Source organism: Cupriavidus sp. FW305-26 (assembly GCF_058787975.1).
Map to the genome: position 1 here is coordinate 150,248 of NZ_JBYTAH010000002.1, position 23,451 is coordinate 173,698.

Sequence of the window (23,451 nt, forward strand, 5' to 3'; positions counted from 1 at the left end):
CGTGCCAGTCCTTCAGCCGGGCTGCTTTGTATCGAAGTATGTCGCCATCGCGGATACATACACAGCGATACAAATCCCCTGAAATCCGACACATTCCGCTTGCCATGGCCTCCTAGACTCGTGCTCACATTGATCACGCAAACGGGAGAAGCAAATGTCGAAGACAGTCGATCTACCTCGTCGAGGCTTTCTGGGTGCAGCGGCAGTGACGCTGGCCACCGCGCCGTTCGGGCTGCCGCAGGCCGCCCGCGCGCAAACCGGTGTGTCGAAGGCGCCGGCGCTGCCCTTGACCACGCCGGGCACCCATGCCAGCTTCGCGCCGGTCAAGCAAGTCAACGCCGGCGTGCTCAATATCGGCTACGCCGAGGCCGGCCCTGCCACCGGGCCGGTCGCGCTGCTGCTGCACGGCTGGCCCTACGACATCCACAGCTTTGTCGACGTGGCACCCCTGCTGGCGGCCCGCGGCTATCGCGTGATCATTCCCCACCTGCGTGGCTTTGGCTCGACGTCCTTCCTGTCTGCCGACACCATGCGCAACGGCCAGCCCGTAGCGATAGCCGCCGACATGATCGCGCTGATGGACGCGCTGAATATCCGCAATGCTGTAGTGGCCGGCTTTGACTGGGGCGCGCGCACCGCCGACATCATGGCGGCGATCTGGCCGGACCGCTGCAGGGGGCTGGTCGCGGTCAGCGGCTACCTGATCGGCAGCCAGGCAGCCGGCAAGCAGCCGCTACCGCCCGAGGCCGAGCTCCAGTGGTGGTACCAGTTCTATTTCTCCACCGACCGGGGCCGCGCCGGCTACCAGAAGTACACCCACCAGTTCGCCAGGCTGATCTGGAAACTGGCATCGCCGCAATGGCAGTTCGATGATGCGACCTTCAACCGCAGCGCCGCCGCCTTCGACAATCCCGACCACGTCGAAATCACCATTCACAACTACCGCTGGCGGCAGGGGTTGGCCAGCGGGGAAGCCAGGTTCGACGATCTCGAGAAGCGGCTCGCCACGGCCCCCACCATCGGCGTGCCCACCATCACCATCGAGGGCGATGCCAACGGCGCGCCGCACCCCGAGCCCAGCGCCTATGCCAGCAAGTTCACGGGCCGCTACGAGCACCGGAACCTGACGGGCGGGATCGGCCACAACCCGCCGCAGGAAGCGCCCACGGCGTTTGCGCAGGCGGTGCTCGATGTAGACAGGCGCTGACGCATGAGGGGCGCAATGCGCAGATTGCTGATACTGGCTGCCATGACGCTGTCAGCGCTGGCATCGGAGCTGGGCGGCGCTGGCCATCGGTGCGCATGGTCGGGCATGCCCCGGACCATGCGCCCGGATAAGCGGGCACGAAACAAGGGCGGCTCGGGCGCTGAAGGCATTGCCATGCTTCAGCGCCCGCCGCCGCCCGCCTGCCGCGCTCAGCGCAGCGACCTGAACGCTGCGCGCAACTCTTGAGCGAACAGCTGCGGCTCTTCCCATGCCGCGAAGTGTCCCCCCTTGTCGACCTTGTTGAAGTAGGTCAGCCGGGGGTAGGCGCGCTCGGCCCAGCTGCGCGGGGCTTGATAGAGCTCGCCGGGAAATACCGTCACGCCTACAGGCACCTTGATCTGTGCGGTCATCTGCTCGGCGGCGTTGAAGTTGTTGGTGTTGTTTTCCCAATATAGCTGTGCTGACGACGTGGCGCTGTTGGTGAGCCAGTAGAGCGTGATGTCGTCGAGCATCTCGTCCCTGGTCAGCGAGCGCTCGGGGTTGCCACCGCTGAAGGTCCAGGCGGCAAACTTGTCATAGATCCATGCCGCCTGCCCTGCGGGGGAATCCGCCAGGCCATAGCCCACGGTCTGCGGGCGGGTCACCATCATCGCGGCATAGCCGCCGCCCAGCGTATATAACTTGTTCATCGACTCGAAGGCTGACCTTTCGGCGGCGGACAGGCCGGCCGGCGCTGCTTCGCCGTTCTTCAGCGCCCGGGCGACGTCCGCTGGCACGGTGGCGGGCATATTGACGTGAATGCCGAGCAAGCCCTGTGGTGCCTGGCGGCCCTGCGCATGCGCCACGACCGAGCCCCAGTCGCCGCCCTGTGACACATAACGTGTGTAGCCCAGCCGCTTCATCAACACATCCCACGCACCTGCAATGCGGTCGGGACCCCAGCCGGTCCCGCCGGGTTTGCCGGAGAAGCCGTAGCCGGGCATCGACGGAATCACCACATCGAAGGCGTCCTCGGCACGGCCGCCGTAGGCGGTGGGATCGGTGAGCGGGCCAATCACCTTCAGCAGTTCAAAGACCGAGCCCGGCCAGCCGTGGGTGATGACGAGCGGCAGCGCATTGGGATGGCGCGATCGCACATGCAGGAAGTGGATGTCGAGCCCGTCGATCCTGGTGACGAACTGGGGGTAGGCGTTCAGCTTTTGCTCTGCCTTGAACCAGTCGTAGTCGTTGCCCCAATAGCGCACCAGTTCCTGGATCTTCGCCAGCTGCACGCCCTGCGATTGATCGGATACCGTCTCGCGGTCTGGCCAGCGCGTGGCGGCGATGCGCTGGCGCAGGTCGGCCAGTGCCGCTTGCGGGAAGCTGGCGTGGAAGGGGCGAATGGATGCGTCCTCGGTCGCCGCGCGTTGCGGGATTGCGCCGCCTTCGGCGGCCGGCGATGCCTGGGCGTGGCTTGGCAAGGCCAATTGAGCCAGGCATAAAGCGATCGTGGCGATGGCAGGTGCCGTGCGTGCTGCGTGGAGTTTCATGTCGATACCAGGTAGAGGGAAAGTGGAATCCGGTCAGCGGCGTGTCGTTGGCGGGTGCACGTCGGGTTTCGGTTGATACACCGCGGCGGCGTAGATGGCATCCGCAACCTGCTTCGGCCTTGACAGCTGCGGTACGTGGCTCGTCGGCAGTGTCACGATGCGGGCGGAGATCTTCTGTGCCATCGCTTTCTGCAAGGCGGGCTGGATCATGTGATCCTGCTCGCTGAGGATGTACCAGGACGGCCTGGTCCGCCATGCGGCAACCGTGACCTTGTCCTCGAAGCTCTTGCCGCTGACGGGTCCCTGTGTCGCCGCCATGATCCGGGTCTGGGCCGCTGGCACGTCCTGGGCGAAGTGTTTGGACATCCCCTCGGGCGTCAGCGTCAGGAAACCGTCCTTGTCAGCGACGATGAAGCTGGATCCCTCGGGCTTTGGGTAATCCTTGGCCAGGTCCGCCACCGACTGGTTTTCCGAAGGTGCAAACGCCGCGACATAGACCAGGGCCTTGACGCGCTCATGCTGTCCGATTTCAGAGATCACCACACCGCCCCAGGAATGCCCCACCAGCACGACCGGTCCGGCCTGCTTGTCGAGCGCGCGGCGCGTGGCGGCCACGTCGTCGGCCAGGGAAGACAGCGGGTTCTGGACCGATACAACATGAAGCCCCTTGGACTGGAGCAGGGCAATGACCTTGTCCCAGGCCGATCCGTCGGCAAAGGCGCCGTGCACAAACACCACCGTGGTAGCGCGGGTGTCAGCAGCCGGTGCGGCGGCGGCTGTGCTCGCAGCGGCTGCAAGGCTGCTGACGGTGGCAACAAGCGCCGCAGTCCTGATGAACGTATTCAATGTCTTCATGCGATTCCCCTTAAGGGTCAGGTACTAATGGGATTGGAGAGTGGCCGCTCTGCCGGCATCGGCAGCCCGGGTCAGACGGTGAGGGCGGCCACGCAAAGGGCTGTCCCGAAGGCATACGTTCCCAGGGCACCAACGGCGCGGGCCGGATTGGGCCTGGACATGGAGGGCCAGGCAAGCAGTGCAACCACCAGGAGCACGCGACAGGCAGTTGCACCTGCCATGCACCAGACCGCCCAGCCAGGCGGATGCTGAGTTCCGAGGTACAGGAAGAGCACCGCAAGGAACGGCGCGTACTCGGTGGTGTTGCCGTGAGCGCGAATCAGCCGTGCCAGCAGTTGATCGGGCTCGGATGGGTAGCCGCTCAGCACGCCGATCCTGGACCGCTGCACCGAGGTGGCGAGTCCGAGCGAGAACAGAAGCAGACCGAGGACAGTGGTGCAGGCCAGCGCAATGATGTTCATTCGATACCTCGTGGATGGTCGATAGCGCGCATTGGGAGAAGCCCATCGGGAGTTGATTGACAGTTTCAGGATAGGGTCCTAGCCTTTGTCCTGAATGACGAACTTCCCTCGTTTCAGGACAACATGAACCAAATCGGCCTCGTGCTCTTCCCCGGCTTTCAGATGCTCGATTTGGCGGCGGTGTCGGTCTTCGAGATGGCTAACCTCGAAGTGCGGGTCCCGGCCTACGAAATCCATGTCGTCTCGGAACGCGGCGGGGCCGTGAAGAGTTCGATGGGCACGGCGATCCAGACCACCGCGATGGATCCGCTGGCTTTTGACACGCTGATGGTTGGGGGCGCTACCTCGGTGCCGGCGCCATCGCCCAGGCTGCTGCGCCTGCTAGGCCATGCACTCGAGCCGACCAGGCGCATGGCCAGCATCTGCACAGGGGCGTTCATCCTCGCCGAGGCCGGCATCCTGGACGGCCGGCGGGCTACTACGCATTGGCACCATGCCAGTACGCTGCGGCAGCGCTTTCCTGCGGTGCGCGTCGAAGACGACCGCATCTTTGTCCGGGACGGAACGGTGTGGACATCGGCCGGCATGACGGCATGCATCGACCTTGCGCTGGCACTGGTAGAGCAAGACCTGGGGACCGACGTGTCGCGCGCAGTCGCGAAGAAGCTCGTGGTTCATCACCGCCGTGCCGGGGGGCAGTCCCAGTTCTCGATGCTGTCGGAACTGGAATCGAGGTCAGAGCGCATACAAGCGGCATTGACCTACGCCAGGAATCATCTGCACCAGGATCTGTCGGTGGAGCTGCTCGCCAGCGCCGCCAACATGAGCCCGCGGCATTTCAGCCGCGAGTTCCGGCAGAGCACGGGCCAGTCCCCGGCACGTGCCGTCGAGCGCTTGCGCGCCGACACGGCCCGCCTGCTCGTGGAAGCCGGCACGCTGACGATCGAGCGCATCGCCAGCAAGACCGGCTTCTCCGACCCGGAGCGCATGCGCCGGGCGTTCTTGCGGATTTTCGGCGAGCCGCCGCAATCCCTCAAGCGTGCCGCCCGTGCGCGGCGCAGCGAAGAGCCGGCCGCCGTGTGACGGACGGCCAGGCGCTGTGCGTCACGCTATTCGGGACACCGGCGCATGATAATATTCGCATGCGAACGAAATCTCACCCTTTATGACGCACCAGACATGGAACATCGCCTCGTCTACCTGTTGAACGTGGGTCAGCGGCGCCTGCAGCGGTGGTCACAAGCGCGCACTGCCGCGGGTGGCGTGACATCAGCCCAGGCCGGACTGCTTTTCTTCCTGGGCAGCAACGATGGCGCGCTGACGAGCGAGGCTGCCGCGGCGCTGGACCTGGGCGCGCCCGGGATGAGCGGCCTGGCCGACCGGACCGAAAGGGCCGGCCTGATCGAGCGCCGGCCGGACGAGAACGATGGCCGTGCCTCGCGCCTGTGGCTGACGGAGGCAGGGCGCCTGGCGCGCCAGCGTTCCAAGGCGAGCATGAAGGCATTGAATACCAGGCTCACCGAAGGTTTCACCGCCGCCGAGATCGACGTGGTGGCGCGCTGGCTGACCAGCCTGCAGACAAAGTTTCCGGCCGCGGACGAGGGCGAGGTGTAGCCTCGCAGCGGCCGGAGAGCGAGGCAGTCGACTCACTGCGCGGCAACCCTGGTGAAGTCTGGTTTGCGCTTTTCGGCGAAGGCCGAGAATGCTTCCCGGGCTTCCGCACTGGCCAGCCGCTCCTCGAACCTGGCGCTTTCGCTGTTCATCTGCGAAACCAGTTTTTCCGCATTGCGCATGAGCTGTTTCATTGCGCTCAGGGAGCCGGCCGGCCTGGCGGCAATCTTCTCGGCCATCCGGCGCGCATCCGTGCGCAGCTGGTCATTGGCGCAAACCTTGTTCGCGATGCCCCATGCCAAGGCCGTTTGCGCGTCAAGCGGCTCGCCCAGCGCGAACATCTCGAAAGCCCTGACGTGCCCGATCCGCAGCGGCAGCAGGTAACTCGAAGCCGCTTCGGGAACCAAGGCGAGATTGACGAAAGGCGTGATCAGTTGCGCGTCCTGGCCGAGCACCACGTAATCACAATGCAGCAGCATGGTGGTCCCGACGCCGACGGCCTTGCCATTGACCGCGGCGACAATCGGTACGGTCGAATTGGCAAGGGCGCGCAGGAAGCGATGCACGTGACGTTCGCTGGGGCCATTTCCCGACGCGATCGCCGCGAATTCGCCGAGATCATTGCCGGCCGTAAAGCTGTCCCCGTCCCCCTGCAGCAGCAATACCCGGATAGCCCGGTCCTGCTGTGCCTGCTCGATGGTGTCGGCAAGTGCGCCGTACATCTCGTTCGTCAAGGCGTTCATCTTGTCCGGCCGCGCAAGCGTCATGGTCAGCACGCCGCCGGTGAGGTCAATGCGGATTTCGGGGGTCATTGGTCGGTCTCCAGGTGAGAGTTGCACGCTGCCGTGCAGGCATCGCGATTAAGTTCGCATGCGAAGTATATAGATAGTTCGTGTGCGAAGTAAACGGTTGAGGCCGGGCAGTGTGCGGAATCGGCGTCTGGGCGGCGGTGCCCTCCACATAGACGGTGTGGGCAGGGGCGTGCTTCCGGTGCCTCGCGGGCGCGGAATACAGCACAAGCGAAAAACGAACTTGCATGATGATAGTGACTACCCTAGACTGACTTTCAAATCGATAGCAAGCAGGTCTCTCGAGGAAGCCAATCATGCAGAAGAAGCCACTTGGCGAAACGCCGTGTCCGATCGCTCGCACCGCGGCCCGCGTCGCCGACAGCTGGAGCGTATTGATCCTGCGCGAAGCCTTTTACGGCGTGACCCGGTTCGACGAGTTCCAGCAAAACCTGGATATCGCGCCCAATATGCTCACGCGTCGCCTGAACTCGCTTGTCGAAGAAGGCATGCTTGAGCGTCGCCAGTACTGCGACCGCCCGCCCCGCTCCGAGTACATCCTGACCGAGCGCGGGCGCGATTTCCGCCAGGTGCTGCTGGCGATGCTGGCCTGGGGCAACAAGCATCTCGCGCCTGAAGGCGAAAGCGTGCAGTTGACGAACCGGCGCACCGGCGTGCGCGTGGAACCTGTGCTGGTCGACGCCGCCAACGGGCGCCCGGTCACCGATGCCGACTATCACCTTGCACCCGGCCCCGCCGCCAGTGACCGCGTGCGCCAGCGGTTGTCGCGCTCGACAGACGCCTGAGCCGGATTTCCCGCGCAGCCAATTCTTGTTGCAACCTTCAAGACCCGGCTACCGGGCGCATACCGCATGGAGTGCGTGCGGCCGATTGAAACTGATTGTTTGGTAGGGAGAATGCGATGCATGCAAGAGATGTCGTGCTGTGCCAGCCGGTGCGCACCGCCATTGGCGCCTACAACGGCTCACTGAAGGCCGTTCCGGCGGTTGATCTCGGCGCCGCAGCGATACGGGCAACCGTGGCACGGGCGGGAATCGATCCAGGCGAGGTCGGCAGCGTGGTGTTCGGAAATGTGATCCAGGCCGGCAACCGCATGAACCCGGCCCGGCAGGCTGCCATTGGGGCAGGGCTGCCGGTTTCGGTTCCGGCGATGACCGTCAACCGCGTTTGCGGCTCGGGGGCCCAGGCCATCGCCACGGCAGCGGACGAGGTACGGCTCGGCTATGTAGATATCGCCATCGCCGGCGGCATGGAAAACATGGATCGCGCGCCATACCTGATGCCGTCCGGCCGCTGGGGTCAACGCATGGGCGATTCCGTCCTGTACGACAGCATGCTGCACGACGGCCTGTTTGACGCCTTCTCCGGTGAGCACTCCGGATGGCATACCGAGGACCTTGTCGCCCGCTACGCGCTGACCCGCGAGGCCCAGGACCGCTGGGCCGAGCGTTCGCAGCGGAATTTCGCGCTGGCGCAGGCGAACGGGCGATTCACCGGCCAGATTGCCGGGGTGGCGACCAAAGGGAAGGGCGGTACGGCCATGTTCGAAGTGGACGAAGCCAACCGCCCTGATACCAGCCTCGATACGCTCGGCCGGCTCAAGCCGGCGTTTCGCCCGGACGGCACGATTACCGCCGGCAATGCGCCCGGGCTCAACAGCGGCGCAGCGGCCATGATCATTGCCGAACGTGCGCTGGCTGAAGCCAGGGGGCTGCAGCCGTTGGGACGATTGGCCGCTTACGGTGTCGGGGCCGTGGAGCCCGGCATGTTCGGGCTGGGCCCGGTCCCGGCGGTGCGGCAGGCGCTGCAACGCGCCGGCTGGGAGCTGGGCGACATTGAACGCATCGAGATCAATGAAGCATTTGCCGCGGTGCCGCTGGCTGTCGCGGTGGAGCTCGGATTGCCGCACGACATCATCAACGTCGACGGTGGCGCCATTGCCCACGGCCATCCGATCGGTGCGACCGGCGCGGTGCTGACGACGCGGCTGCTGCATGCCATGCGCGCCGACGGCATACGGCGCGGCATCGTCACGCTGTGCATCGGCGGCGGACAAGGGATTGCGCTGGCGCTCGAGACGCTGGCCTGATCCGTCTGTTCTCGTAGCGGGCATGCATTGATGCAAAGTTCAGCACAAACCATCTGGAGGAGAAAATGAACATTCAATACATCGAGGATCTCGCGGCGGGCCAACGATACGGTTCGGGGCGGCTGACCGTCGCGCCTGAACGGATCAAGGCCTTTGCTGCCGAGTTCGACCCGCAGCCCTTCCATCTCGATGAAGCCGCCGCCCGCGACACACTATTTCGTGGACTGGCTGCGAGCGGTTGGCATACCGCTGCGCTGACGATGCGCCTGCTGGTCGACGGCGAATTCCGGCCCGCGGGCGGCATCGTCGGCGCGGGCTTCGAGGAGCTGCGCTGGCCAAGGCCGGTTCGCCCTGGCGATGAACTGCATATCGAGAGCGAGATACTTGAAGTGCGGATTTCGAAATCGCGCCCCGACCAGGGCGTGGTGAAGGTGCGTACCACAACCTTCAACCAGGCCGACGAGCCAGTGCAGGTTTTCACCGGCAACCTGATCGTCCAGTGCCGCCCCGCAGCCGCCGCGCAGGCAGAGGCGTCATGAAGATTCTTGTACTCGGTGCCGGGGGCATGGGCGGCTACTATGGCGCGCGCCTGATCGAGGCAGGCGCGGATGTCACCTTCATGTTGCGGCCCGGCCGCGCGCGGGCGCTGGAACGGGTTGGCCTGGCCGTGCGTAGCGAACTTGGCGACTTCCATCGCCCGGTAAAGATGGTCCTGGCCGGTCAGGTCGGCGCGCAGTTCGACGTGGTACTGCTGGCATGCAAGGCCTACGACCTTGCCGACGCGATCCGGGCCATCAGCCCGGCCGTTGGCCGGGACACTGCGGTATTGCCTCTGCTCAACGGCCTTGACGCCTATGACCGGCTCGACCAGTGCTTTGGCAGGCAACGCGTGCTGGGTGGAGTCGCATACATAGCGACAACGCTGGCGGCGGATGGAACCGTCGTGCACGCCGGCCGCATGGACCGGCTGGTAGTCGGCCCGCGCGCCGCGCAGGGGTCGGCATTGGCCGCGGATTTCCATGCGCTGGTGTCCAGGGCGGCCGGTACGCGTGAGCTATCGGGCGCCATCGGGCAGGAGCTGTGGAACAAGTGGGCCATGATTGCCGCCGGCGCAGTGATGACATGCCTGATGCGCGGGACCGTGGCGGACATCATGAAGACCCAGGATGGCCGTCGCTTGATGCTTGACGCGATTGCGGAGTGCCGCACGGTGGCGCAACTGTACGGCCATGCCATCCCTGAACCCGTTGTCGCTGCCATGCAGGCCCGACTGCTGGACGAAGCATCGACCTGGGCTGCCTCGATGATGCGGGATATAGCGCGGGGCGCCCCACGCATAGAAGCCGACGCCATCGTCGGCGATCTCATCAAGCGCGCAGCCGGGTACGGGCATGAGCTTCCGTTGAGCCGTGCGGCATATTGCCACCTGCAGGTCTATGAGCGCCAGCGCGCTGCGCACCAGACGGCTGGCTGAGCAGCCTTCGCCCATTCATGGAAATCACCAATCACGACATGACTATGCCGTCAGACTGTGCTGCGCGCGACCGAGGATGTCGAAAATGCCTTCTCGGCGCTGATCAAGCGTGAAGATCCGGCCGGCACGCTGGCACAAGGCGAGACATCGCCGGCGTTAGAAACTCCGGCGTGCGTGGTGCCTTCAGCAGATCGGCCAGCACCGCCTCGTATTCGCGCCGGTAGGACGCTTTCAGGTGGTGGTCCCTGAAATGCTGCTCGCTGCAGGCCCAGTTCTCATAGAGAACCAGGGTGTCAGGATCTTCGAGCGAGCGGTGCAGATACGTGTTGATAAAGTCCGGCTCCTTCGACATCTGCTCGAGGACATCAAGCAGTCTCGACTCTAGCTCGGCGCGCCGCTCGGGCTTGCCCGGCAGATGGACGATAAAGGCAATGGATTGGTTCATGAAGCTGCTCCAGGCAGGATGGGCCACCTCATGCGCAGACCGCGCCCACGCCGCGGCCCGCAGAGGCATTGACTTACAGTTGGCTCATGCCGCCGTCGGCGATGATTTCCGTACCGACGATGAAGGCCGATTCGGGCGCCGACAGATGCAGCACCGTCGACGCAATCTCCGCCGGCAGGCCGAAGCGGCCCAGCGGAATCTGGCTCTGGATCTGCGCGGCAGTGGCCGACAGGGTGTCGGCTTCCAGGCCCAGCTTGCCGTACAGCGGCGTCGTCACCGGCCCGGGGCTGACCACATTTACCCGGATGCCCGAGCTGACCAGCTCACCCGACAGGGTCCTGGCCAGCGAGATCAGTGCTGCCTTGCTGGCGGCATACACGGAAGACATCGGCATGCCGATGCGCGCATTGATCGAGCCGTTCAGCACGATCGACGTGCCCGGGTTCAGCAGCGGCAGCAGCGCCTGGATCTGGAAGTACGCGCCCTTCACGTTGGCGTTGAAGGTGGCGTCCCACAGTGCCTCGTCCACATCGGCAACGGCGGCAAACTTGGCAATGCCGGCGTTGATGAAGACGGCGTCCAGGCGGATGCCTGCGTCGGTCAGCTGGCGAGCCAGGTCACGCGCGGCCTGCACGGTGCCGGTTTCGTTGCGGATGGCGATGGCCTCGTTGCCGAGCGTGGCGCGGGCGCCCTCCAGTGCCGCTGCGTCGCGGCCGGTGATGACCACGCGGGCGCCTTCCTGGGCGAATGCCTGGGCAGCCGCCAGGCCGATGCCGCTGTTGCCGCCAGTGATCAGAACGGTCTTGCCTTCGAAGCGATTCATGATGTCCTCCAATCGGGAAAGGTGAACTTGAACAATTGCGTGACTGGAGTATGGGCGCTGGCCTCCGGTTTGCCATACGATCAATCCGACGAACACGTTCGAAGGAGTTGCACATGTTGTCGGAAGACGAATTGGCCCTGCTGGAGGCCATCCGGGAGGCCGGCAGCCTGTCGCGCGCGGCGGCCAGGCTGGGCAAGGCGCCGTCCACGGTGTCGCACGCCGCGCGGCAGCTGGAGCAGCGCTTTGATGCACTCTTGTTCGACCGCCGCGGCTACCGCCTGCAGCTGACGCGCGCCGGCGAATTGCTCACCGAAGAAGCCGCCCGGCTTGCACAGGATGTCGCGCGCGTCACACAGCGCGTGCGGCAGGTCGCCAACGGTTGGGAAGACCGGTTGTGGATCGTGACCGACGAGCTGATGGAATTCGAGACGCTGATGCCCGTCATGCATGCGTTCGACGCGCAGGAATCCGGCGTGGCGCTGCGCGTCACACACGAAGTGCTGGCCGGCACCTGGGAAGCGCTGCGGGATGGCCGCGCCGATCTGGTCATCGGTGCCACCAACGAGCCGCCCGCCATCCCCAACCTGGGGTGGTTCGAGCTGGGCGTGATCGAATGGGTGTTTGCGGTCTCGCCCCGGCATCCGCTGGCGGCCGCGCGCGAACCATTGACACGTGAGGAGATCGCCCGCCATCGTGCCGTGGTGGTGGCAGATTCATCACGCCTCACGGGCGGCCGCGCTTACGGCATGGTGGGCGGTCAGCGCTTGCTGGCCGTGCCGAGCGTGCGAGCCAAGACCCTGGCGCAGCGCGATGGCCTGGGGATCGGCTGGCTGCCCAGGCACCGGGTCGGCTCGCTGCTGCAGCGCGGCGAACTGATAGAGAAGCGCACCGCCGACCCGCGCGAGCCCAACCTGCTCTACGTGGGCTGGCGCGGCGATCACGAAGGCCGCGCGCTGCAATGGTGGCTGGAGCAGTTGCGACGGCCTCGGCTGGCCAGGCTGCTGGTGCGGGGCGTCGACGCCTACGCGTAGCTGGCAGGGCAGCGTCGCACCATCTAAAGTACCTTGTGGCTTTGCGGTACCAGGCAAGGAGAATCGTGATGGCTCAAGGATTCGACGCGATCATCATCGGCACCGGACAAGCCGGTCCCGCACTCGCTGCGCGGCTGGCCGGCGCGGGCATGAAAACGGCCGTCATCGAGCGCGCGCGTTTTGGCGGCACCTGCGTGAACACCGGCTGCATTCCCACCAAAACCCTCATCGCAAGCGCGTACGCAGCGCAACTGGCGCGGCGGGCTGCCGAGTACGGCGTGACCATCGGCGGGCCGGTCGCCGTCGACATGAAGCAGGTGAAGGCACGCAAGGACGAGATCTCCGGCCGTTCCAGCAACGGTGTGGAACAGTGGATGCGCGGGCTGGAGAACGTCACGGTGTATCAAGGTCATGCCCGCTTTGAAAGCGCGCATAGCGTGCGGGTCAACGGCGAACTGCTGGAAGCTGACCGGATTTTCGTGAACGTCGGCGGCCGGGCCCTGGTTCCGCCCATGCCCGGGCTGGACCAGGTGCCGTACCTGACCAACTCGAGCATGATGGAGGTGGATTTCCTGCCGGAGCACCTGATCATCGTTGGCGGCAGCTACATTGGCCTTGAGTTTGGCCAGATGTACCGGCGTTTTGGGGCCAGGGTGACCGTTGTCGAAAAAGGCCCGCGCCTGATCCAGCGCGAAGACGAGGATGTGTCGCAGGCGGTGCTGGAGATCCTGGAGCGCGAGGGGATCGAAATCCGGCTCAATGCCAACTGCCTGAGCGCGCGCGGGGAAGGCGACCACATTGCGGTCGGGCTGGATTGTTCGGACGGGGCGCGCGACGTCCACGGCTCGCACCTGCTGCTGGCGGTCGGGCGCGTGCCCAACACGGAGGACCTGGGGCTGGACCAGGCGGGGGTGGAGACCGACGCCCGCGGCTATATCCAGGTAGACGAACAATTGCGCACCAATGTCCCCGGCATCTGGGCGCTTGGCGACTGCAATGGCCGCGGAGCGTTCACGCATACGTCGTACAACGACTATGAGATCGTCGCTGCCAACCTTCTCGACAACGATCCCCGCAAGGTGACGGACCGCATCGCAGCCTATGCCATGTTCATCGACCCTCCGCTCGGCCGCGCCGGCATGACGGAAGCAGAAGCCCGGCAATCCGGACGCAGGCTGCTGGTCGGCTCTCGCCCCATGAGCCGCGTCGGGCGAGCCGTGGAGAAGGGCGAGAGCCAGGGCTTCATGAAGGTCGTGGTCGACGCCGATACCCGCATGATCCTGGGCGCCGCGATCCTCGGCGTGACCGGCGACGAGGTGATTCACTCACTGCTCGGCATCATGTATGCCAAGGCACCCTATACCACCATCAGCCGCGCGATGCACATCCATCCGACGGTGTCGGAGCTGGTGCCGACGCTGCTGCAGGAATTGCGGCTACAGGCTTAGCTGGCGCGCCGGCTCGACCGGGGCGCACATCAGAGGAACGGCGCAATGTTCGCCATCGCGCGCGTCACGTAGGCCACCTTCTCGCCCACTGGCGCCACATAGTCAATCGCGTTGCGTGCAGCCTCGACGCCTTCCAGACGGGCGATGAACCAGGCGGCCAGGTACTGCGACGCCAGGCATCCGCCGGCGGTTGCAACGTTTCCCCTGGCGACAAACGGCTGATCGAGCACAGCCACGCCGGCCTCCACTACCCATGGCTTGGAGATCAGGTCCGTACAGGCCGGAACGTCGTTCACCAAGCCCAGTTTGGCTAGTATGAGCGTGCCCGAGCATTGCGCGCCCAACAACTGGCGCGTCGGGTCGAAGCGGAGTTGCGACATCAGCGCGGTATCGGCGACGACTTCCCGGGTTCGTATCCCACTACCCACCAGCACAGCGTCCGCGTTGCATGCGTCCTCCAACGATGCTTGCGCCTCCATCACCACACCGTTCAGCGAACGCACCTTGGCCGCCGGACTGGCGATCGAAACCCGCCAGCCGGGCCGCTTGACCCGGTTGAGGATGGAGAGCGCGATCAGCGAGTCGATTTCGTTAAAGCCTTCGAAGGTCAGGATGGCGATATGCATGGGGCCTCGTGGGAGTGGCGACGTTGGGTTGCGCCATCGTAGAGCCGGCAGTCAGTACATTCAAATAATTGTTATAGATACGCTCAGGCTGCGTCCTGCGGGTCCGCAAACGTCGCCATGCGCAGGATCGCTTGCCTGAGCTCCGACCTGAGTTGCGCCACCAGCTCCGCGGCCGGCAGGGACCTGGCCAGCGGCGCTGCCTGCCCGGCCCACTGCGCCGCGTACTCAGCGCTCCCCGCGGCCTTGGCAGCGGCGTGAAGCGCCTTTCCCGCGTCATAGGCGATCGGGTAGTCCGGCACCGGAGGTGCGTCGGCGGCGGCGCCGAGTGCCGTGAGCCGGTTGGTGAAGCCCCTGGCCGCGCGGCCCGATATGGCGCGGGTGAGCGTGGTCGCGCGCGGCTGGGGCGCGGTCAGCGCCGCGCGATAGGCGGCATCGGCAGATGACTCCGGGCAGGCGACGAATGCGGTGCCAAGCTGGGCGGCTTCTGCCCCGAGAGCCAGTACCGCGGCAATGCCTGCCCCGTCCATGATGCCGCCCGAGGCAATCACCGGAAGTTTCGTGCCCAGCACCAGAAGACGCACCAGAGCCAGCGTGCCGAGGCCTTCGTCGTAGCCATCGGTGTCGAAGGCGCCGCGGTGTCCGCCAGCTTCAATGCCTTGCGCGACGATGGCGTCCACGCCGGCGGCCTCTATCTGGCGGGCCTCATGCAGGGACGTTGCACTGGCCAGCAGCACAATGCCGGCCGCGCGCAGCGCGTCAATTTTCTGCTTGGCGGGAAGGCCAAAATGGAAGCTCACAACCGCTGGCTTTTCTTCCAGCAGCATCTGGAACATGGCGTCGTCGGCCACGAAACTCCTGTAGATCTCGCGCAAGCTGGCGGGTGTGGTCGCGCCGTGCTCGGCAAACTGGGCGGCAAGGTAGCTGAGCCAGGCCTGCTCGCGCACCTCATCGGCCTTGGCGGGGGCGTGGCAGAACAGGTTGACGTTGAATGGCTTGCCGGTCAGCGCTCGTGTCTCGCGGATTGTCTTTCGCGCCGCTTCGGCATCCATTGCCCCGACGCCGAGCGAGCCCAGCCCGCCGGCCTCTGACACGGCTGCAGCCATGGCCGCTGTGCTGACACCGGCCATGGGCGCCTGGATGATGGGCGTGGAAATGCCCAGGATCGAACAAAGGTTGCGGCGCTGGCTGGAAGGCCTGGAAGTGTCCATGAGAGTCTCTTTCGCTTTGATGTGCATGATTCCGCTCGGGAAATTTTCGAAGGCGAGGCTGTGTCGGAGGGTATCGAGAATGCCATGAAATCTCGCGGCGTGAGAAGTTGCTGCGGCTTCGCAATGCATTGTTCATCGCGCGACGCATCCGGACCTGTCGGTGCCGGGCAAGGTGGCTTACCGCGCGCGCCCCGCATTGCGTGCCTGGAATACCCGGCAACTATCGACTAGCTTGAAAGCCTTGGGCCGCTTTGATGGGGCATCATGATGAAGAGGATCACAGGGCGCCTGGCCACCATTGTCTCCGTGGGTGTAGCAGCGGGCCTTACTGCCGCAAGCGGCGCGTGGGCCTCTGACATCGTCTGCAAGCCAATTGCGCGCGAATCCCCCGTACGCTGCAACAATCCGGATGGCTCCGGGGTGAGATGCAACCTTGCGACAGACGAGGCCGGTCCGCAGGCGCGCCCGCGGCATCTGATCTGCGATTCCCCCAGGCTGTCAGAGCGCTACGAGCGCATTTACGCCGAGCAGCAGAGGATGCTGCGCAAGGGCAGGATCCTGGACTCGGACATCGCGGCGTGGCGCGGCCGGCGCGATGCCTGCGGCTCGGTGCGCTGCCTGGAAAGCATGTTCGCGAAATTCTGGCGGGAGCGGGATTCGATGCGAATCGCACCGGGCCGGTCCGACTCCGCGAATCAAGCAGCAACGGCGGTGTCGCCACCCGCCAGCCAGGAGGCGGCACCGCCGCCTGCGGTGTCTTCCGCGCAGGGCTCGCAGACCTCAACGCAGATCCCTGCGCCGACGCAGCGCGTGCAAGAAGAGCCGCCGCCGGCAGAGCCGCTTGCCGCGGCGGCTGGACCGGAACCCGTCGAACCAACACGGCCGACGGCTCCGGCTGTTGAAACGCTGCCTGTCTGGCAAGCCACAGCGCCTCCCGTTGCCGAGAACAAGAACAGCCGCCCGGACAAGTCCCATCCGGCAGCCCTTGCCGTGGAGAGTCTGCTTTCAGGACTGGTCGTGATGGGTGCGGGTTTCCTGTGGACGCGCCGTGCCGCGCGCGCACAGGATCGGACGCGTTTCGCCATCCCGGCGGCGGCGGTGGTCGTCTATGGCTTGCTGCTTGTGAATGCGCTGCTGCTGCCGTTTACGCTTGCCGTGAAGTGAGGACACTGGCGCCTTACCGACGACAATGCATGGCTCCGCATCTTGAGCAGGCGGTGGCCATTGCGGCTCGGCGTGCAGCAGCTATGCATGGATGCGCCGCACCGGCGTTCAACGCCCCTTGAAAATCGGGTGCCGGGCGCAAACCGACAGCACGATGCGCTCGGACTGCACCAGGTAGTCGTTGAGGGCTGCGGCACACTCTGCGAGCTTGCCCGCCTCGAACAACTGCAGGATGTGCTGGTTCAGCTCGACATATGGGCCATGCAGGAATTCGGGATCCTGCAGCATGCCGAAAGCCAGGCGCAGCTCGGCCAGCAGGTGGGCGAACATCACGTTCAGCCGCTCGCTGTCGGCCAGTTCCACGATCGCCATATGGAACTCCATATTGGCGGTACCCGCGCCTTGCCAGTCGCCGCTGTCGCGGCAGCGCAGTCCCATTTCCACCGCTTCGCGCAGGTGCTTCCTGGCTGGATGGCTGGGGTAGGCCTGGGCGATGGCCTGGCACTCGATCATGCGGCGCACGCGGTAGATGTCGATGATGGCCGCAATGCTGGGAATTGCCACGGATACCCCGCGGTTGGGTTCGTGCTTGAGCAGGCCTTCCTTGGTCAGCACGCGAAAGGTCTCGCGCAAGGTGTTGCGCGAGATCTGCAGGCTCTCGCTAAGCGCGGCTTCCGACAAGCGCTGCCCGGGCGCGAATTCGCCATGCACGATGCGCTGGCGAATCTGCTCCGTGACCCGCTCGGCCAGGTTTCTTACGTCAGTACTGGATGTCATGTTGGCTTGCGTCAGGGGCGACAGGTTCCGGCATGCCCCGTGCGGCGATGTTATCTCACTTTGTTGAACAATAGGCACAAGATTGGTGCGAAGTCTGCCCTGCAGACGTGACTTAGGTGTATACGAGAATCGAACCTCAGCCAATATTGTTCAACAATATGTCACGGTGGTTGAGTCATACGTGCGGATAGATGAACATGGCATGTGTTTTGCTAAACAGCGGCTGGGGTGCGGGGCCGCTGTCTTAGTGGTCTTGCTCGCTACCGGAACTTCGTCGTGAAGACATCGCGACGAGCCTTGTCCACGCTTTGTCCTTATCCATAGTGAGCGCAACCATGTGGCTTAAAGAAACAAATCAGGCGGAGCGCAAGACGCTCTTTGCCGCCTTCGTCGGCTATGGGGTCGATGCCTTCGACTACATGATCTACACCTTCATGATCCCCACCTTCATCCTGGTGTGGGGCATGACCAAGGCCGAGGCTGGCTACATCGCGACGGGCGCGCTCATCAGCTCGGCCATCGGCGGCTGGCTGGCCGGCATCCTGGCCGACAAATATGGTCGCGTGCGGATCCTGCAGCTGACCGTGCTCTGGTTCAGTTTCTTCACGTTCCTGAGCGGCTTCACCCAGTCCCCCGAGCAACTGTTCCTGACCCGCATGCTGCAAGGCCTGGGCTTTGGCGGCGAATGGTCAGTCGGTTCCCTGCTGATCGCCGAGATGATCCGGGCCCGCCACCGTGGCAAGGCGGTCGGACTGGTGCAAAGCAGCTGGGCCATCGGCTGGGGCCTGTCGGCGATTGCATTCTGGGCGGTCTATGCCGTGTTCGAGCAGCAATACGCATGGCGCGTGCTGTTCTGGGCCGGCGTGCTGCCGGCGGTCTTTATCCTGTATATCCGCCGCAATATCTCCGAGCCCGAGGTGTATCAGGAAACCAGGGCCAAGCTGGCCCGCACCGGGCAAAGCAATAACTTCATGCTGATCTTCAAGCCCGGCGTGCTGCGCGTGACGGTGCTGGCAAGCCTGCTGGCGACCGGCATGCAAGGTGCCTACTATTCGGTGACGACCTGGCTGCCCACCTACCTCAAGATGGAACGCAATCTCTCCGTGCTCAACACCAGCGGCTACCTGATGGTGCTGATCGCCGGGTCCTTCGCCGGCTACCTGACCAGCGCCTGGCTGTCCGACCGCCTGGGGCGCCGGCGTTGCTTCATGCTGTTTGCGGTGAGCGCGGCCTTCCTCGTGATCTGCTATACGCAGTTGCCGATTACCGACGCCGCGATGCTGGTGCTGGGTTTCCCCCTGGGTTTCTTCCTGTCCGGGATCTTCTCGGGGATGGGGGCCTACCTGACGGAGCTGTATCCGAGCCATATCCGCGGCTCCGGCCAGGGCTTCTGCTACAACTTTGGCCGTGCGGTCGGTTCCATATTCCCGGCCATGATCGGGCATATGAGCGCATCGATGTCGCTGGGGGTTGCCATCGGCTATCTCGCCGCCGGCGCCTATGGGCTGGTCGTTATCGCCTGCCTGCTGTTGCCGGAAACGCAAGGGCGCGAATTGCTCGCCGAAGCCGGGGCCGAGGCCGCGCATTGATCTGATCCAAGACACTGGAGCAACACGCATGCAAGATTCCGCACTGGAACGCACCCGCATCGCCGCCGTGAACGCCGCGCGCGCAGCGCGCGCAAGCTACCGTGCCGGCACGGTACAGCCTACCGCCGGCATTGCACCGGGGATGACGCAAGCCAACATGATCGCGTTGCCGCGCGACTGGGCCTGGGACTTCCTGCTGTACGCGCAACGCAACCCCAAGGCCTGTCCCGTGCTCGACGTGATCGAAGCGGGTGCACAGCAGACCGTGCTGGCGCAAGGGGCCGATATCCGCACCGACATCCCGCTGTATCGCGTGTGGCGCGACGGCAAGCTGGCGGAGGAGGTGGCGGATGCCACGCCCCTGTGGACTGAGCACCCGGACCTGGTCACCTTCCTGATCGGCTGCAGCTTTACCTTCGAGACGCCGCTGCAAGAGGCAGGCATCGAGGTGCGGCATATCGCCGACGGTTCCAACGTGCCGATGTACCGCACCAACCGCCAGTGTCGCCCGGCTGGCCGCCTGCATGGCGAGATGGTCGTGTCCATGCGGCCCATCCCTGCGCATCGGGTTGCCGATGCGGTTTCCATCAGCGGACGCTTCCCGTCGGTGCACGGCTCGCCCGTCCATGTCGGCGATCCGGCCGCGCTGGGCATTGCCGACCTCGCCAGGCCTGACTTTGGTGACGCCGTGCGTATCGAGCCGGGCGAGATCCCGGTGTTCTGGGCTTGCGGCGTCACGCCCCAGGCGGCCGTGATGGCGTCAGGCGTCCCGTTCGCCGTGACGCATGCGCCGGGCCACATGTTCATTACCGACGTGCCAGACAGCACGTATCACGTCTAGGACCTCCGGGTCATTGCGGAGCTCGTTTTGCGTTTTCTGCCCGTCACTTCGAATGCACTGCTGGTGGAACTGGCCGACCTGGACCAGACCCTGGCCCTGCTGGCCTCGCTGCAGCGCGATCCCGTGCACGGCGTGGCGGAGCTGGTGCCCGCTGCGCGCACCATCCTCGTTCACTTCCGCCCATCGGCCATCAGCGCCGCCGCGCTGGTATCGGCCATCGCCGCGCGCGACCTGTCGCAGCGCGTCGAGCGCAGCAACATCCTGGTCGAGATTCCGGTGCGCTATGACGGCGAGGACCTGGCCGAGGTGGCCCAGCTGCTTGGCATCACGCCCAGGGAAGTGGTGCGCCGCCACACCGGCAGCGAATACACCGTTGCCTTTACCGGCTTTGCGCCAGGCTTTGCCTATCTCAGCGGCGGCCATCCCAGCTTCGACGTGCCGCGCCGCAGTACGCCGCGCACGCGTATTCCCGCCGGCGCCGTGGGCCTGGCTGGCACCTTCAGCGGCGTGTACCCGCAGGCCAGCCCGGGCGGCTGGCAGATCATCGGGGTTACCCCCGTGGCCATGTGGGACCTGAATCGCGAACAGCCTGCGCTGCTGCAGCCCGGCTATCGCGTGCGCTTCATCGACATCGCCACGCTCGATGGCGTGCTCGATGCGGGCAGCGCCATCGCCGCCGGCGCCCCGGCGCGCCAGCCGTTGCCGACGGACAAGGCGGCTGCTGCCGCGGCGCTGAAGGTGAGGGCCACCGGGCTGCAGACCGTGTTCCAGGACCTGGGCCGGCACGGCCAGGCGGGGCAGGGCGTCTCGGCCTCGGGTGCGATGGACCAGGCCGCCCTCAAGATGGCCAACCGCCTGGTCGGCAACCGCAGCGACGGCGCGGCGCTCGAGACCGTGGGCGGCGGCCTGCAACTGCAGAGCGTGGGTGAAACCGTGCTGGCTGTCACTGGCGCCGATGCGGCGCTGACGGTGCGCACTGCCGATGGTCGCCAATGGAGCGTCCCGAACCACCAGGCCGTGGCGCTGGCCGATGGCGACACGCTGAGCATCGGTCAGCCTCTTGCCGGCGCCCGCAGCTATGTGGCAGCACGCGGCGGGTTTGCCGTCACGCCGGTCCTGGGCAGTTGTGCGACTGACTCGCTGGCCAAGGTCGGTCCCGCGCCACTGGCCGTGGGCGATGTGCTGGACCTGCTGCCCGCACCGGCCGGCGCCGTCGTGGGCACCCCCGGGTTGCCTGCCGCCGATCTGCCCACGGTGGAGCAGGACGTCGTGCTGGATGTGGTGCTCGGTCCCCGCACCGACTGGTTCACTGCGGAGTCCGTGGCGCGCCTTGCTGCGCAGCGCTGGCAAGTCACCCCGCAATCCAACCGCGTGGGCCTGCGCCTGGCCGGCGAGGTGCCGCTGGAGCGCGCCATCACCGGCGAGCTGCCCAGCGAGGGCACCGCCCTGGGTGCGTTGCAGGTGCCGCCAAGCGGCCAACCCGTGCTGTTCCTGGCCGACCACCCGCTGACCGGCGGCTACCCCGTGATCGGGGCCGTGGCGCCTTACCACCTGGACCGCGCCGGACAGATTCCGGTTGGCGCCTGGCTGCGCTTCAACCCGCTCGGCGCCTTCGAAGAACTTCAACCGTCAGAGCTGCAACTGTCGGCGCAGCGACCGTCTGCCGCCTGAGCGCACAAGCCCCAACCGAGATTTGCGATGAAGAAAGTCCTGATTGCCAACCGTGGCGAGATTGCCGTCCGCATCATCCGCGCCTGTGCCGACTACGGAGTCGGGTCGGTGGCCGTGTATGCCAATGCTGATATCGACGCGCTGCACGCGCGGCTGGCCGACGAGGCCTACGGCCTGGATGGCGACCGTCCGGCCGACACCTACCTGAACATTCCCAAGCTGCTCGATATCGCCCGGCGCAGCGGGGCAGATGCCGTGCATCCAGGCTACGGCTTCCTGTCGGAAAGTGAAGCCTTTGCCAAGGCCGTGATCGATGCCGGCCTGGTCTGGATTGGCCCGTCTCCCGCCACGATTGCGCGGCTGGGCGACAAGGTGGAAGCGCGCAAGATCGCCTTGCAGGTTGGCGCCCCGCTGGTCGCCGGCACGCCCGACCCGGTCGTGGATGCCAGTGAGGTACTGGCCTTTGCCGAGCAGTACGGCCTGCCGATCATCATCAAGGCAGCCTTCGGCGGCGGCGGCCGCGGCATGAAGATCGCATGGCGCATGGATGAGGTGGAAGAGTTGTACGCCTCCGCCGTGCGCGAGGCTGTCACTGCCTTTGGCCGCGGCGAATGCTTCGTTGAGCAGTTCCTCGACAAGCCCCGCCATATCGAAGCGCAGGTACTGGCCGACCAGCATGGCAATGTCGTGGTGCTGGGCACGCGCGACTGCTCGCTGCAGCGCCGCAACCAGAAGCTGGTCGAAGAAGCCCCCGCGCCGTTCCTGACCGACGCGCAGCGCGCGCGTATCCACGCCGCCGCCCGCGACATCTGCGCGGCGGCCAGCTACACCAGTGCCGGCACCGTGGAATTCCTGCTCAGCGCCAGCGGCGCGATCTCCTTCCTGGAGGTCAACACCCGCCTGCAGGTGGAGCACCCCGTGACCGAGCAGACCACCGGCGTGGACCTGGTGGTCGAGCAATTGCGCGTGGCGGATGGCTTGCCGCTCTCCATTACCGAAACCCCGGCGCCGCTGGGCCATTCAATCGAGTTCCGCATCAACGCCGAGGACGTGGGCCGCGGCTTCCTGCCCGCGCCCGGGCCGGTGCAGACCTTCGAAGCTCCGTCGGGCCCCGGGGTGCGCGTGGACTCGGGTGTGCAGTCGGGCTCGGTGGTCCCCGGCACATTCGACTCGCTGATGGCCAAGCTCATCGTGACCGGTGCCACGCGCGAACAGGCGCTGGCGCGCGCACGCCGTGCGCTGCGCGAGTTCCGTATCGAGGGTGTGGCGTCGGTGCTGCCGTTCCACCGTGCGGTGATCGACCACGCAGATTTCCTCGGCGCGGATGGCTTCAGGGTCCACACGCGCTGGATCGAGTCCGACTTCGCCGAACCGCTGGCAGCGGCCACCCGTGCCGAGCCCCGGCACGATGCCAGCCTGTTGCGCACCGCCATCGAGATCGACGGCCGCCGCATGGTGCTGGGGCTGCCGGCGCAGCTGCTGCGCGGCCTCGCCGACGCGCCCGGGCAAGGCAGCGCCGCGGCGCCGGCCCAGGCCGCCGCTACCGACCCGGCCGACCTGCCATCCCCGATCGCCGGCACCGTGCAGACCTGGAAGGTCGCAGTTGGCGACGAGGTCAAGGAAGGCGATCTGATCGCCGTGATGGAAGCCATGAAGATGGAGATGCAAGTCCATGCTCATCGCGGCGGCCGCGTAACGTGGCAGGCGGCCGCAGGCACGTTCCTGACGGCGGGGACGCGGCTGGTCAACATTGTGTGAATTCACCAAGAATGCCGGCCAAAGGGTAGGGCGCG

The 23,451-nt window shown here is 65.7% G+C and carries 23 protein-coding genes; 14 read left to right on the forward strand and 9 right to left on the reverse strand.

Annotation, left to right across the window (positions count from 1 at the left end; translation table 11 throughout):
- Positions 1-154 precede the first annotated feature (154 nt).
- The gene (locus AC3WQZ_RS02320) at positions 155-1,207 is read left to right on the forward strand and encodes an alpha/beta fold hydrolase (RefSeq protein WP_492299973.1); all 1,053 of its coding nucleotides are present in this window, start codon (positions 155-157) and stop codon (positions 1,205-1,207) included.
- Between the two features lie 209 nt (positions 1,208-1,416).
- Here AC3WQZ_RS02320 and AC3WQZ_RS02325 read toward each other — a convergent pair whose 3' ends face one another.
- From AC3WQZ_RS02325 to AC3WQZ_RS02335, 3 genes are all read right to left on the reverse strand, one after another.
- Positions 1,417-2,736 carry an epoxide hydrolase family protein gene (locus tag AC3WQZ_RS02325; RefSeq protein ID WP_492299975.1) on the reverse strand — a complete coding sequence of 440 codons (1,320 nt, stop codon included), beginning with the start codon at positions 2,734-2,736 and terminating at the stop codon, positions 1,417-1,419.
- Between the two features lie 33 nt (positions 2,737-2,769).
- Positions 2,770-3,591: an alpha/beta fold hydrolase gene (locus AC3WQZ_RS02330; RefSeq protein ID WP_011617467.1), complete on the reverse strand. Its 822-nt coding sequence runs from the start codon at positions 3,589-3,591 to the stop codon at positions 2,770-2,772.
- 71 nt (positions 3,592-3,662) lie between these two features.
- A complete protein-coding gene (locus AC3WQZ_RS02335; protein ID WP_011617466.1) occupies positions 3,663-4,052 on the reverse strand; it encodes an MAPEG family protein in 390 nt (129 codons plus the stop codon).
- A 123-nt stretch (positions 4,053-4,175) separates the two neighbouring features.
- Between AC3WQZ_RS02335 and AC3WQZ_RS02340 the strand changes: the two genes are divergently transcribed.
- Both AC3WQZ_RS02340 and AC3WQZ_RS02345 read left to right on the forward strand, forming a co-directional pair.
- Positions 4,176-5,135 (forward strand): GlxA family transcriptional regulator, encoded by a 960-nt coding sequence (locus AC3WQZ_RS02340; RefSeq protein WP_010810251.1) that lies wholly within the window; start codon positions 4,176-4,178, stop codon positions 5,133-5,135.
- Positions 5,136-5,231: 96 nt separating this feature from the next.
- On the forward strand, positions 5,232-5,666 hold the full coding sequence (locus AC3WQZ_RS02345; protein ID WP_010810250.1) for a MarR family winged helix-turn-helix transcriptional regulator: 435 nt from the start codon (positions 5,232-5,234) through the stop codon (positions 5,664-5,666).
- Positions 5,667-5,698: 32 nt separating this feature from the next.
- Here AC3WQZ_RS02345 and AC3WQZ_RS02350 read toward each other — a convergent pair whose 3' ends face one another.
- On the reverse strand, positions 5,699-6,475 hold the full coding sequence (locus tag AC3WQZ_RS02350) for an enoyl-CoA hydratase (RefSeq protein ID WP_010810249.1): 777 nt from the start codon (positions 6,473-6,475) through the stop codon (positions 5,699-5,701).
- 293 nt (positions 6,476-6,768) lie between these two features.
- Between AC3WQZ_RS02350 and AC3WQZ_RS02355 the strand changes: the two genes are divergently transcribed.
- The 4 genes from AC3WQZ_RS02355 to AC3WQZ_RS02370 all read left to right on the forward strand — a co-directional run bounded on the left by AC3WQZ_RS02355 (position 6,769) and on the right by AC3WQZ_RS02370 (position 10,035).
- Entirely contained in the window at positions 6,769-7,257 is a 489-nt protein-coding gene (locus AC3WQZ_RS02355; RefSeq protein ID WP_010810248.1) for a winged helix-turn-helix transcriptional regulator, read from the forward strand.
- A 116-nt stretch (positions 7,258-7,373) separates the two neighbouring features.
- On the forward strand, positions 7,374-8,561 hold the full coding sequence (locus tag AC3WQZ_RS02360) for a thiolase family protein (protein ID WP_011615250.1): 1,188 nt from the start codon (positions 7,374-7,376) through the stop codon (positions 8,559-8,561).
- Between the two features lie 65 nt (positions 8,562-8,626).
- Positions 8,627-9,100 carry a MaoC family dehydratase gene (locus AC3WQZ_RS02365; protein ID WP_010810246.1) on the forward strand — a complete coding sequence of 158 codons (474 nt, stop codon included), beginning with the start codon at positions 8,627-8,629 and terminating at the stop codon, positions 9,098-9,100.
- Entirely contained in the window at positions 9,097-10,035 is a 939-nt protein-coding gene (locus AC3WQZ_RS02370) for a 2-dehydropantoate 2-reductase (RefSeq protein WP_010810245.1), read from the forward strand. Before AC3WQZ_RS02365 ends, AC3WQZ_RS02370 begins: the two co-directional genes overlap by 4 nt.
- A 103-nt stretch (positions 10,036-10,138) precedes the next feature.
- On the opposite strand, the gene AC3WQZ_RS02375 is transcribed toward AC3WQZ_RS02370, so the two are convergent.
- Both AC3WQZ_RS02375 and AC3WQZ_RS02380 read right to left on the reverse strand, forming a co-directional pair.
- Complete coding sequence (locus AC3WQZ_RS02375; RefSeq protein WP_010810244.1) at positions 10,139-10,480, reverse strand: putative quinol monooxygenase; 342 nt, start codon at positions 10,478-10,480, stop codon at positions 10,139-10,141.
- A gap of 73 nt (positions 10,481-10,553) precedes the next feature.
- A complete protein-coding gene (locus tag AC3WQZ_RS02380) occupies positions 10,554-11,303 on the reverse strand; it encodes an SDR family oxidoreductase (protein ID WP_010810243.1) in 750 nt (249 codons plus the stop codon).
- Between the two features lie 113 nt (positions 11,304-11,416).
- Between AC3WQZ_RS02380 and AC3WQZ_RS02385 the strand changes: the two genes are divergently transcribed.
- A complete protein-coding gene (locus tag AC3WQZ_RS02385) occupies positions 11,417-12,334 on the forward strand; it encodes a LysR family transcriptional regulator (protein WP_010810242.1) in 918 nt (305 codons plus the stop codon).
- Between the two features lie 68 nt (positions 12,335-12,402).
- Positions 12,403-13,782, forward strand: a complete 1,380-nt coding sequence (locus AC3WQZ_RS02390; RefSeq protein ID WP_492299977.1) for an FAD-containing oxidoreductase — start codon at positions 12,403-12,405, stop codon at positions 13,780-13,782.
- 29 nt (positions 13,783-13,811) lie between these two features.
- Here AC3WQZ_RS02390 and AC3WQZ_RS02395 read toward each other — a convergent pair whose 3' ends face one another.
- Positions 13,812-14,408: a DJ-1/PfpI family protein gene (locus AC3WQZ_RS02395; RefSeq protein ID WP_011617461.1), complete on the reverse strand. Its 597-nt coding sequence runs from the start codon at positions 14,406-14,408 to the stop codon at positions 13,812-13,814.
- 83 nt (positions 14,409-14,491) lie between these two features.
- Positions 14,492-15,616 carry an NAD(P)H-dependent flavin oxidoreductase gene (locus tag AC3WQZ_RS02400; RefSeq protein WP_010810239.1) on the reverse strand — a complete coding sequence of 375 codons (1,125 nt, stop codon included), beginning with the start codon at positions 15,614-15,616 and terminating at the stop codon, positions 14,492-14,494.
- A 264-nt stretch (positions 15,617-15,880) separates the two neighbouring features.
- Here AC3WQZ_RS02400 and AC3WQZ_RS02405 point away from each other — a divergent pair, with 264 nt between their 5' ends.
- Entirely contained in the window at positions 15,881-16,780 is a 900-nt protein-coding gene (locus AC3WQZ_RS02405) for a GntR family transcriptional regulator (RefSeq protein WP_492299979.1), read from the forward strand.
- Between the two features lie 108 nt (positions 16,781-16,888).
- On the opposite strand, the gene AC3WQZ_RS02410 is transcribed toward AC3WQZ_RS02405, so the two are convergent.
- On the reverse strand, positions 16,889-17,557 hold the full coding sequence (locus AC3WQZ_RS02410) for a GntR family transcriptional regulator (RefSeq protein WP_010810237.1): 669 nt from the start codon (positions 17,555-17,557) through the stop codon (positions 16,889-16,891).
- Between the two features lie 335 nt (positions 17,558-17,892).
- On the opposite strand from AC3WQZ_RS02410, the gene AC3WQZ_RS02415 reads away from it, so the two are divergent.
- From AC3WQZ_RS02415 to AC3WQZ_RS02430, 4 genes are read left to right on the forward strand one after another with little or no spacing between them, the layout of a single operon-like run.
- Positions 17,893-19,146, forward strand: coding sequence for an MFS transporter (locus tag AC3WQZ_RS02415; protein WP_010810236.1), 1,254 nt, complete (start codon positions 17,893-17,895; stop codon positions 19,144-19,146).
- A 28-nt stretch (positions 19,147-19,174) separates the two neighbouring features.
- Positions 19,175-19,987: a putative hydro-lyase gene (locus AC3WQZ_RS02420; protein WP_010810235.1), complete on the forward strand. Its 813-nt coding sequence runs from the start codon at positions 19,175-19,177 to the stop codon at positions 19,985-19,987.
- A 27-nt stretch (positions 19,988-20,014) separates the two neighbouring features.
- Positions 20,015-21,658, forward strand: a complete 1,644-nt coding sequence (pxpB, locus tag AC3WQZ_RS02425) for a 5-oxoprolinase subunit PxpB (protein WP_492296796.1) — start codon at positions 20,015-20,017, stop codon at positions 21,656-21,658.
- Positions 21,659-21,685: 27 nt separating this feature from the next.
- Complete coding sequence (locus AC3WQZ_RS02430) at positions 21,686-23,416, forward strand: acetyl/propionyl/methylcrotonyl-CoA carboxylase subunit alpha (protein WP_492299981.1); 1,731 nt, start codon at positions 21,686-21,688, stop codon at positions 23,414-23,416.
- Positions 23,417-23,451: the final 35 nt, after the last annotated feature.

Excerpts from the sequence above, each read along its gene's own strand:
- AC3WQZ_RS02320 (WP_492299973.1), top strand. The coding sequence starts at position 155 with ATGTCGAAGACAGTCGATCTACCTCGTCGAGGCTTTCTGGGTGCAGCG.
- AC3WQZ_RS02325 (WP_492299975.1), bottom strand. The coding sequence starts at position 2,736 with ATGAAACTCCACGCAGCACGCACGGCACCTGCCATCGCCACGATCGCT.
- AC3WQZ_RS02330 (WP_011617467.1), bottom strand. The coding sequence starts at position 3,591 with ATGAAGACATTGAATACGTTCATCAGGACTGCGGCGCTTGTTGCCACC.
- AC3WQZ_RS02335 (WP_011617466.1), bottom strand. The coding sequence starts at position 4,052 with ATGAACATCATTGCGCTGGCCTGCACCACTGTCCTCGGTCTGCTTCTG.
- AC3WQZ_RS02340 (WP_010810251.1), top strand. The coding sequence starts at position 4,176 with ATGAACCAAATCGGCCTCGTGCTCTTCCCCGGCTTTCAGATGCTCGAT.
- AC3WQZ_RS02345 (WP_010810250.1), top strand. The coding sequence starts at position 5,232 with ATGGAACATCGCCTCGTCTACCTGTTGAACGTGGGTCAGCGGCGCCTG.
- AC3WQZ_RS02350 (WP_010810249.1), bottom strand. The coding sequence starts at position 6,475 with ATGACCCCCGAAATCCGCATTGACCTCACCGGCGGCGTGCTGACCATG.
- AC3WQZ_RS02355 (WP_010810248.1), top strand. The coding sequence starts at position 6,769 with ATGCAGAAGAAGCCACTTGGCGAAACGCCGTGTCCGATCGCTCGCACC.
- AC3WQZ_RS02360 (WP_011615250.1), top strand. The coding sequence starts at position 7,374 with ATGCATGCAAGAGATGTCGTGCTGTGCCAGCCGGTGCGCACCGCCATT.
- AC3WQZ_RS02365 (WP_010810246.1), top strand. The coding sequence starts at position 8,627 with ATGAACATTCAATACATCGAGGATCTCGCGGCGGGCCAACGATACGGT.
- AC3WQZ_RS02370 (WP_010810245.1), top strand. The coding sequence starts at position 9,097 with ATGAAGATTCTTGTACTCGGTGCCGGGGGCATGGGCGGCTACTATGGC.
- AC3WQZ_RS02375 (WP_010810244.1), bottom strand. The coding sequence starts at position 10,480 with ATGAACCAATCCATTGCCTTTATCGTCCATCTGCCGGGCAAGCCCGAG.
- AC3WQZ_RS02380 (WP_010810243.1), bottom strand. The coding sequence starts at position 11,303 with ATGAATCGCTTCGAAGGCAAGACCGTTCTGATCACTGGCGGCAACAGC.
- AC3WQZ_RS02385 (WP_010810242.1), top strand. The coding sequence starts at position 11,417 with ATGTTGTCGGAAGACGAATTGGCCCTGCTGGAGGCCATCCGGGAGGCC.
- AC3WQZ_RS02390 (WP_492299977.1), top strand. The coding sequence starts at position 12,403 with ATGGCTCAAGGATTCGACGCGATCATCATCGGCACCGGACAAGCCGGT.
- AC3WQZ_RS02395 (WP_011617461.1), bottom strand. The coding sequence starts at position 14,408 with ATGCATATCGCCATCCTGACCTTCGAAGGCTTTAACGAAATCGACTCG.
- AC3WQZ_RS02400 (WP_010810239.1), bottom strand. The coding sequence starts at position 15,616 with ATGGACACTTCCAGGCCTTCCAGCCAGCGCCGCAACCTTTGTTCGATC.
- AC3WQZ_RS02405 (WP_492299979.1), top strand. The coding sequence starts at position 15,881 with ATGATGAAGAGGATCACAGGGCGCCTGGCCACCATTGTCTCCGTGGGT.
- AC3WQZ_RS02410 (WP_010810237.1), bottom strand. The coding sequence starts at position 17,557 with ATGACATCCAGTACTGACGTAAGAAACCTGGCCGAGCGGGTCACGGAG.
- AC3WQZ_RS02415 (WP_010810236.1), top strand. The coding sequence starts at position 17,893 with ATGTGGCTTAAAGAAACAAATCAGGCGGAGCGCAAGACGCTCTTTGCC.
- AC3WQZ_RS02420 (WP_010810235.1), top strand. The coding sequence starts at position 19,175 with ATGCAAGATTCCGCACTGGAACGCACCCGCATCGCCGCCGTGAACGCC.
- AC3WQZ_RS02430 (WP_492299981.1), top strand. The coding sequence starts at position 21,686 with ATGAAGAAAGTCCTGATTGCCAACCGTGGCGAGATTGCCGTCCGCATC.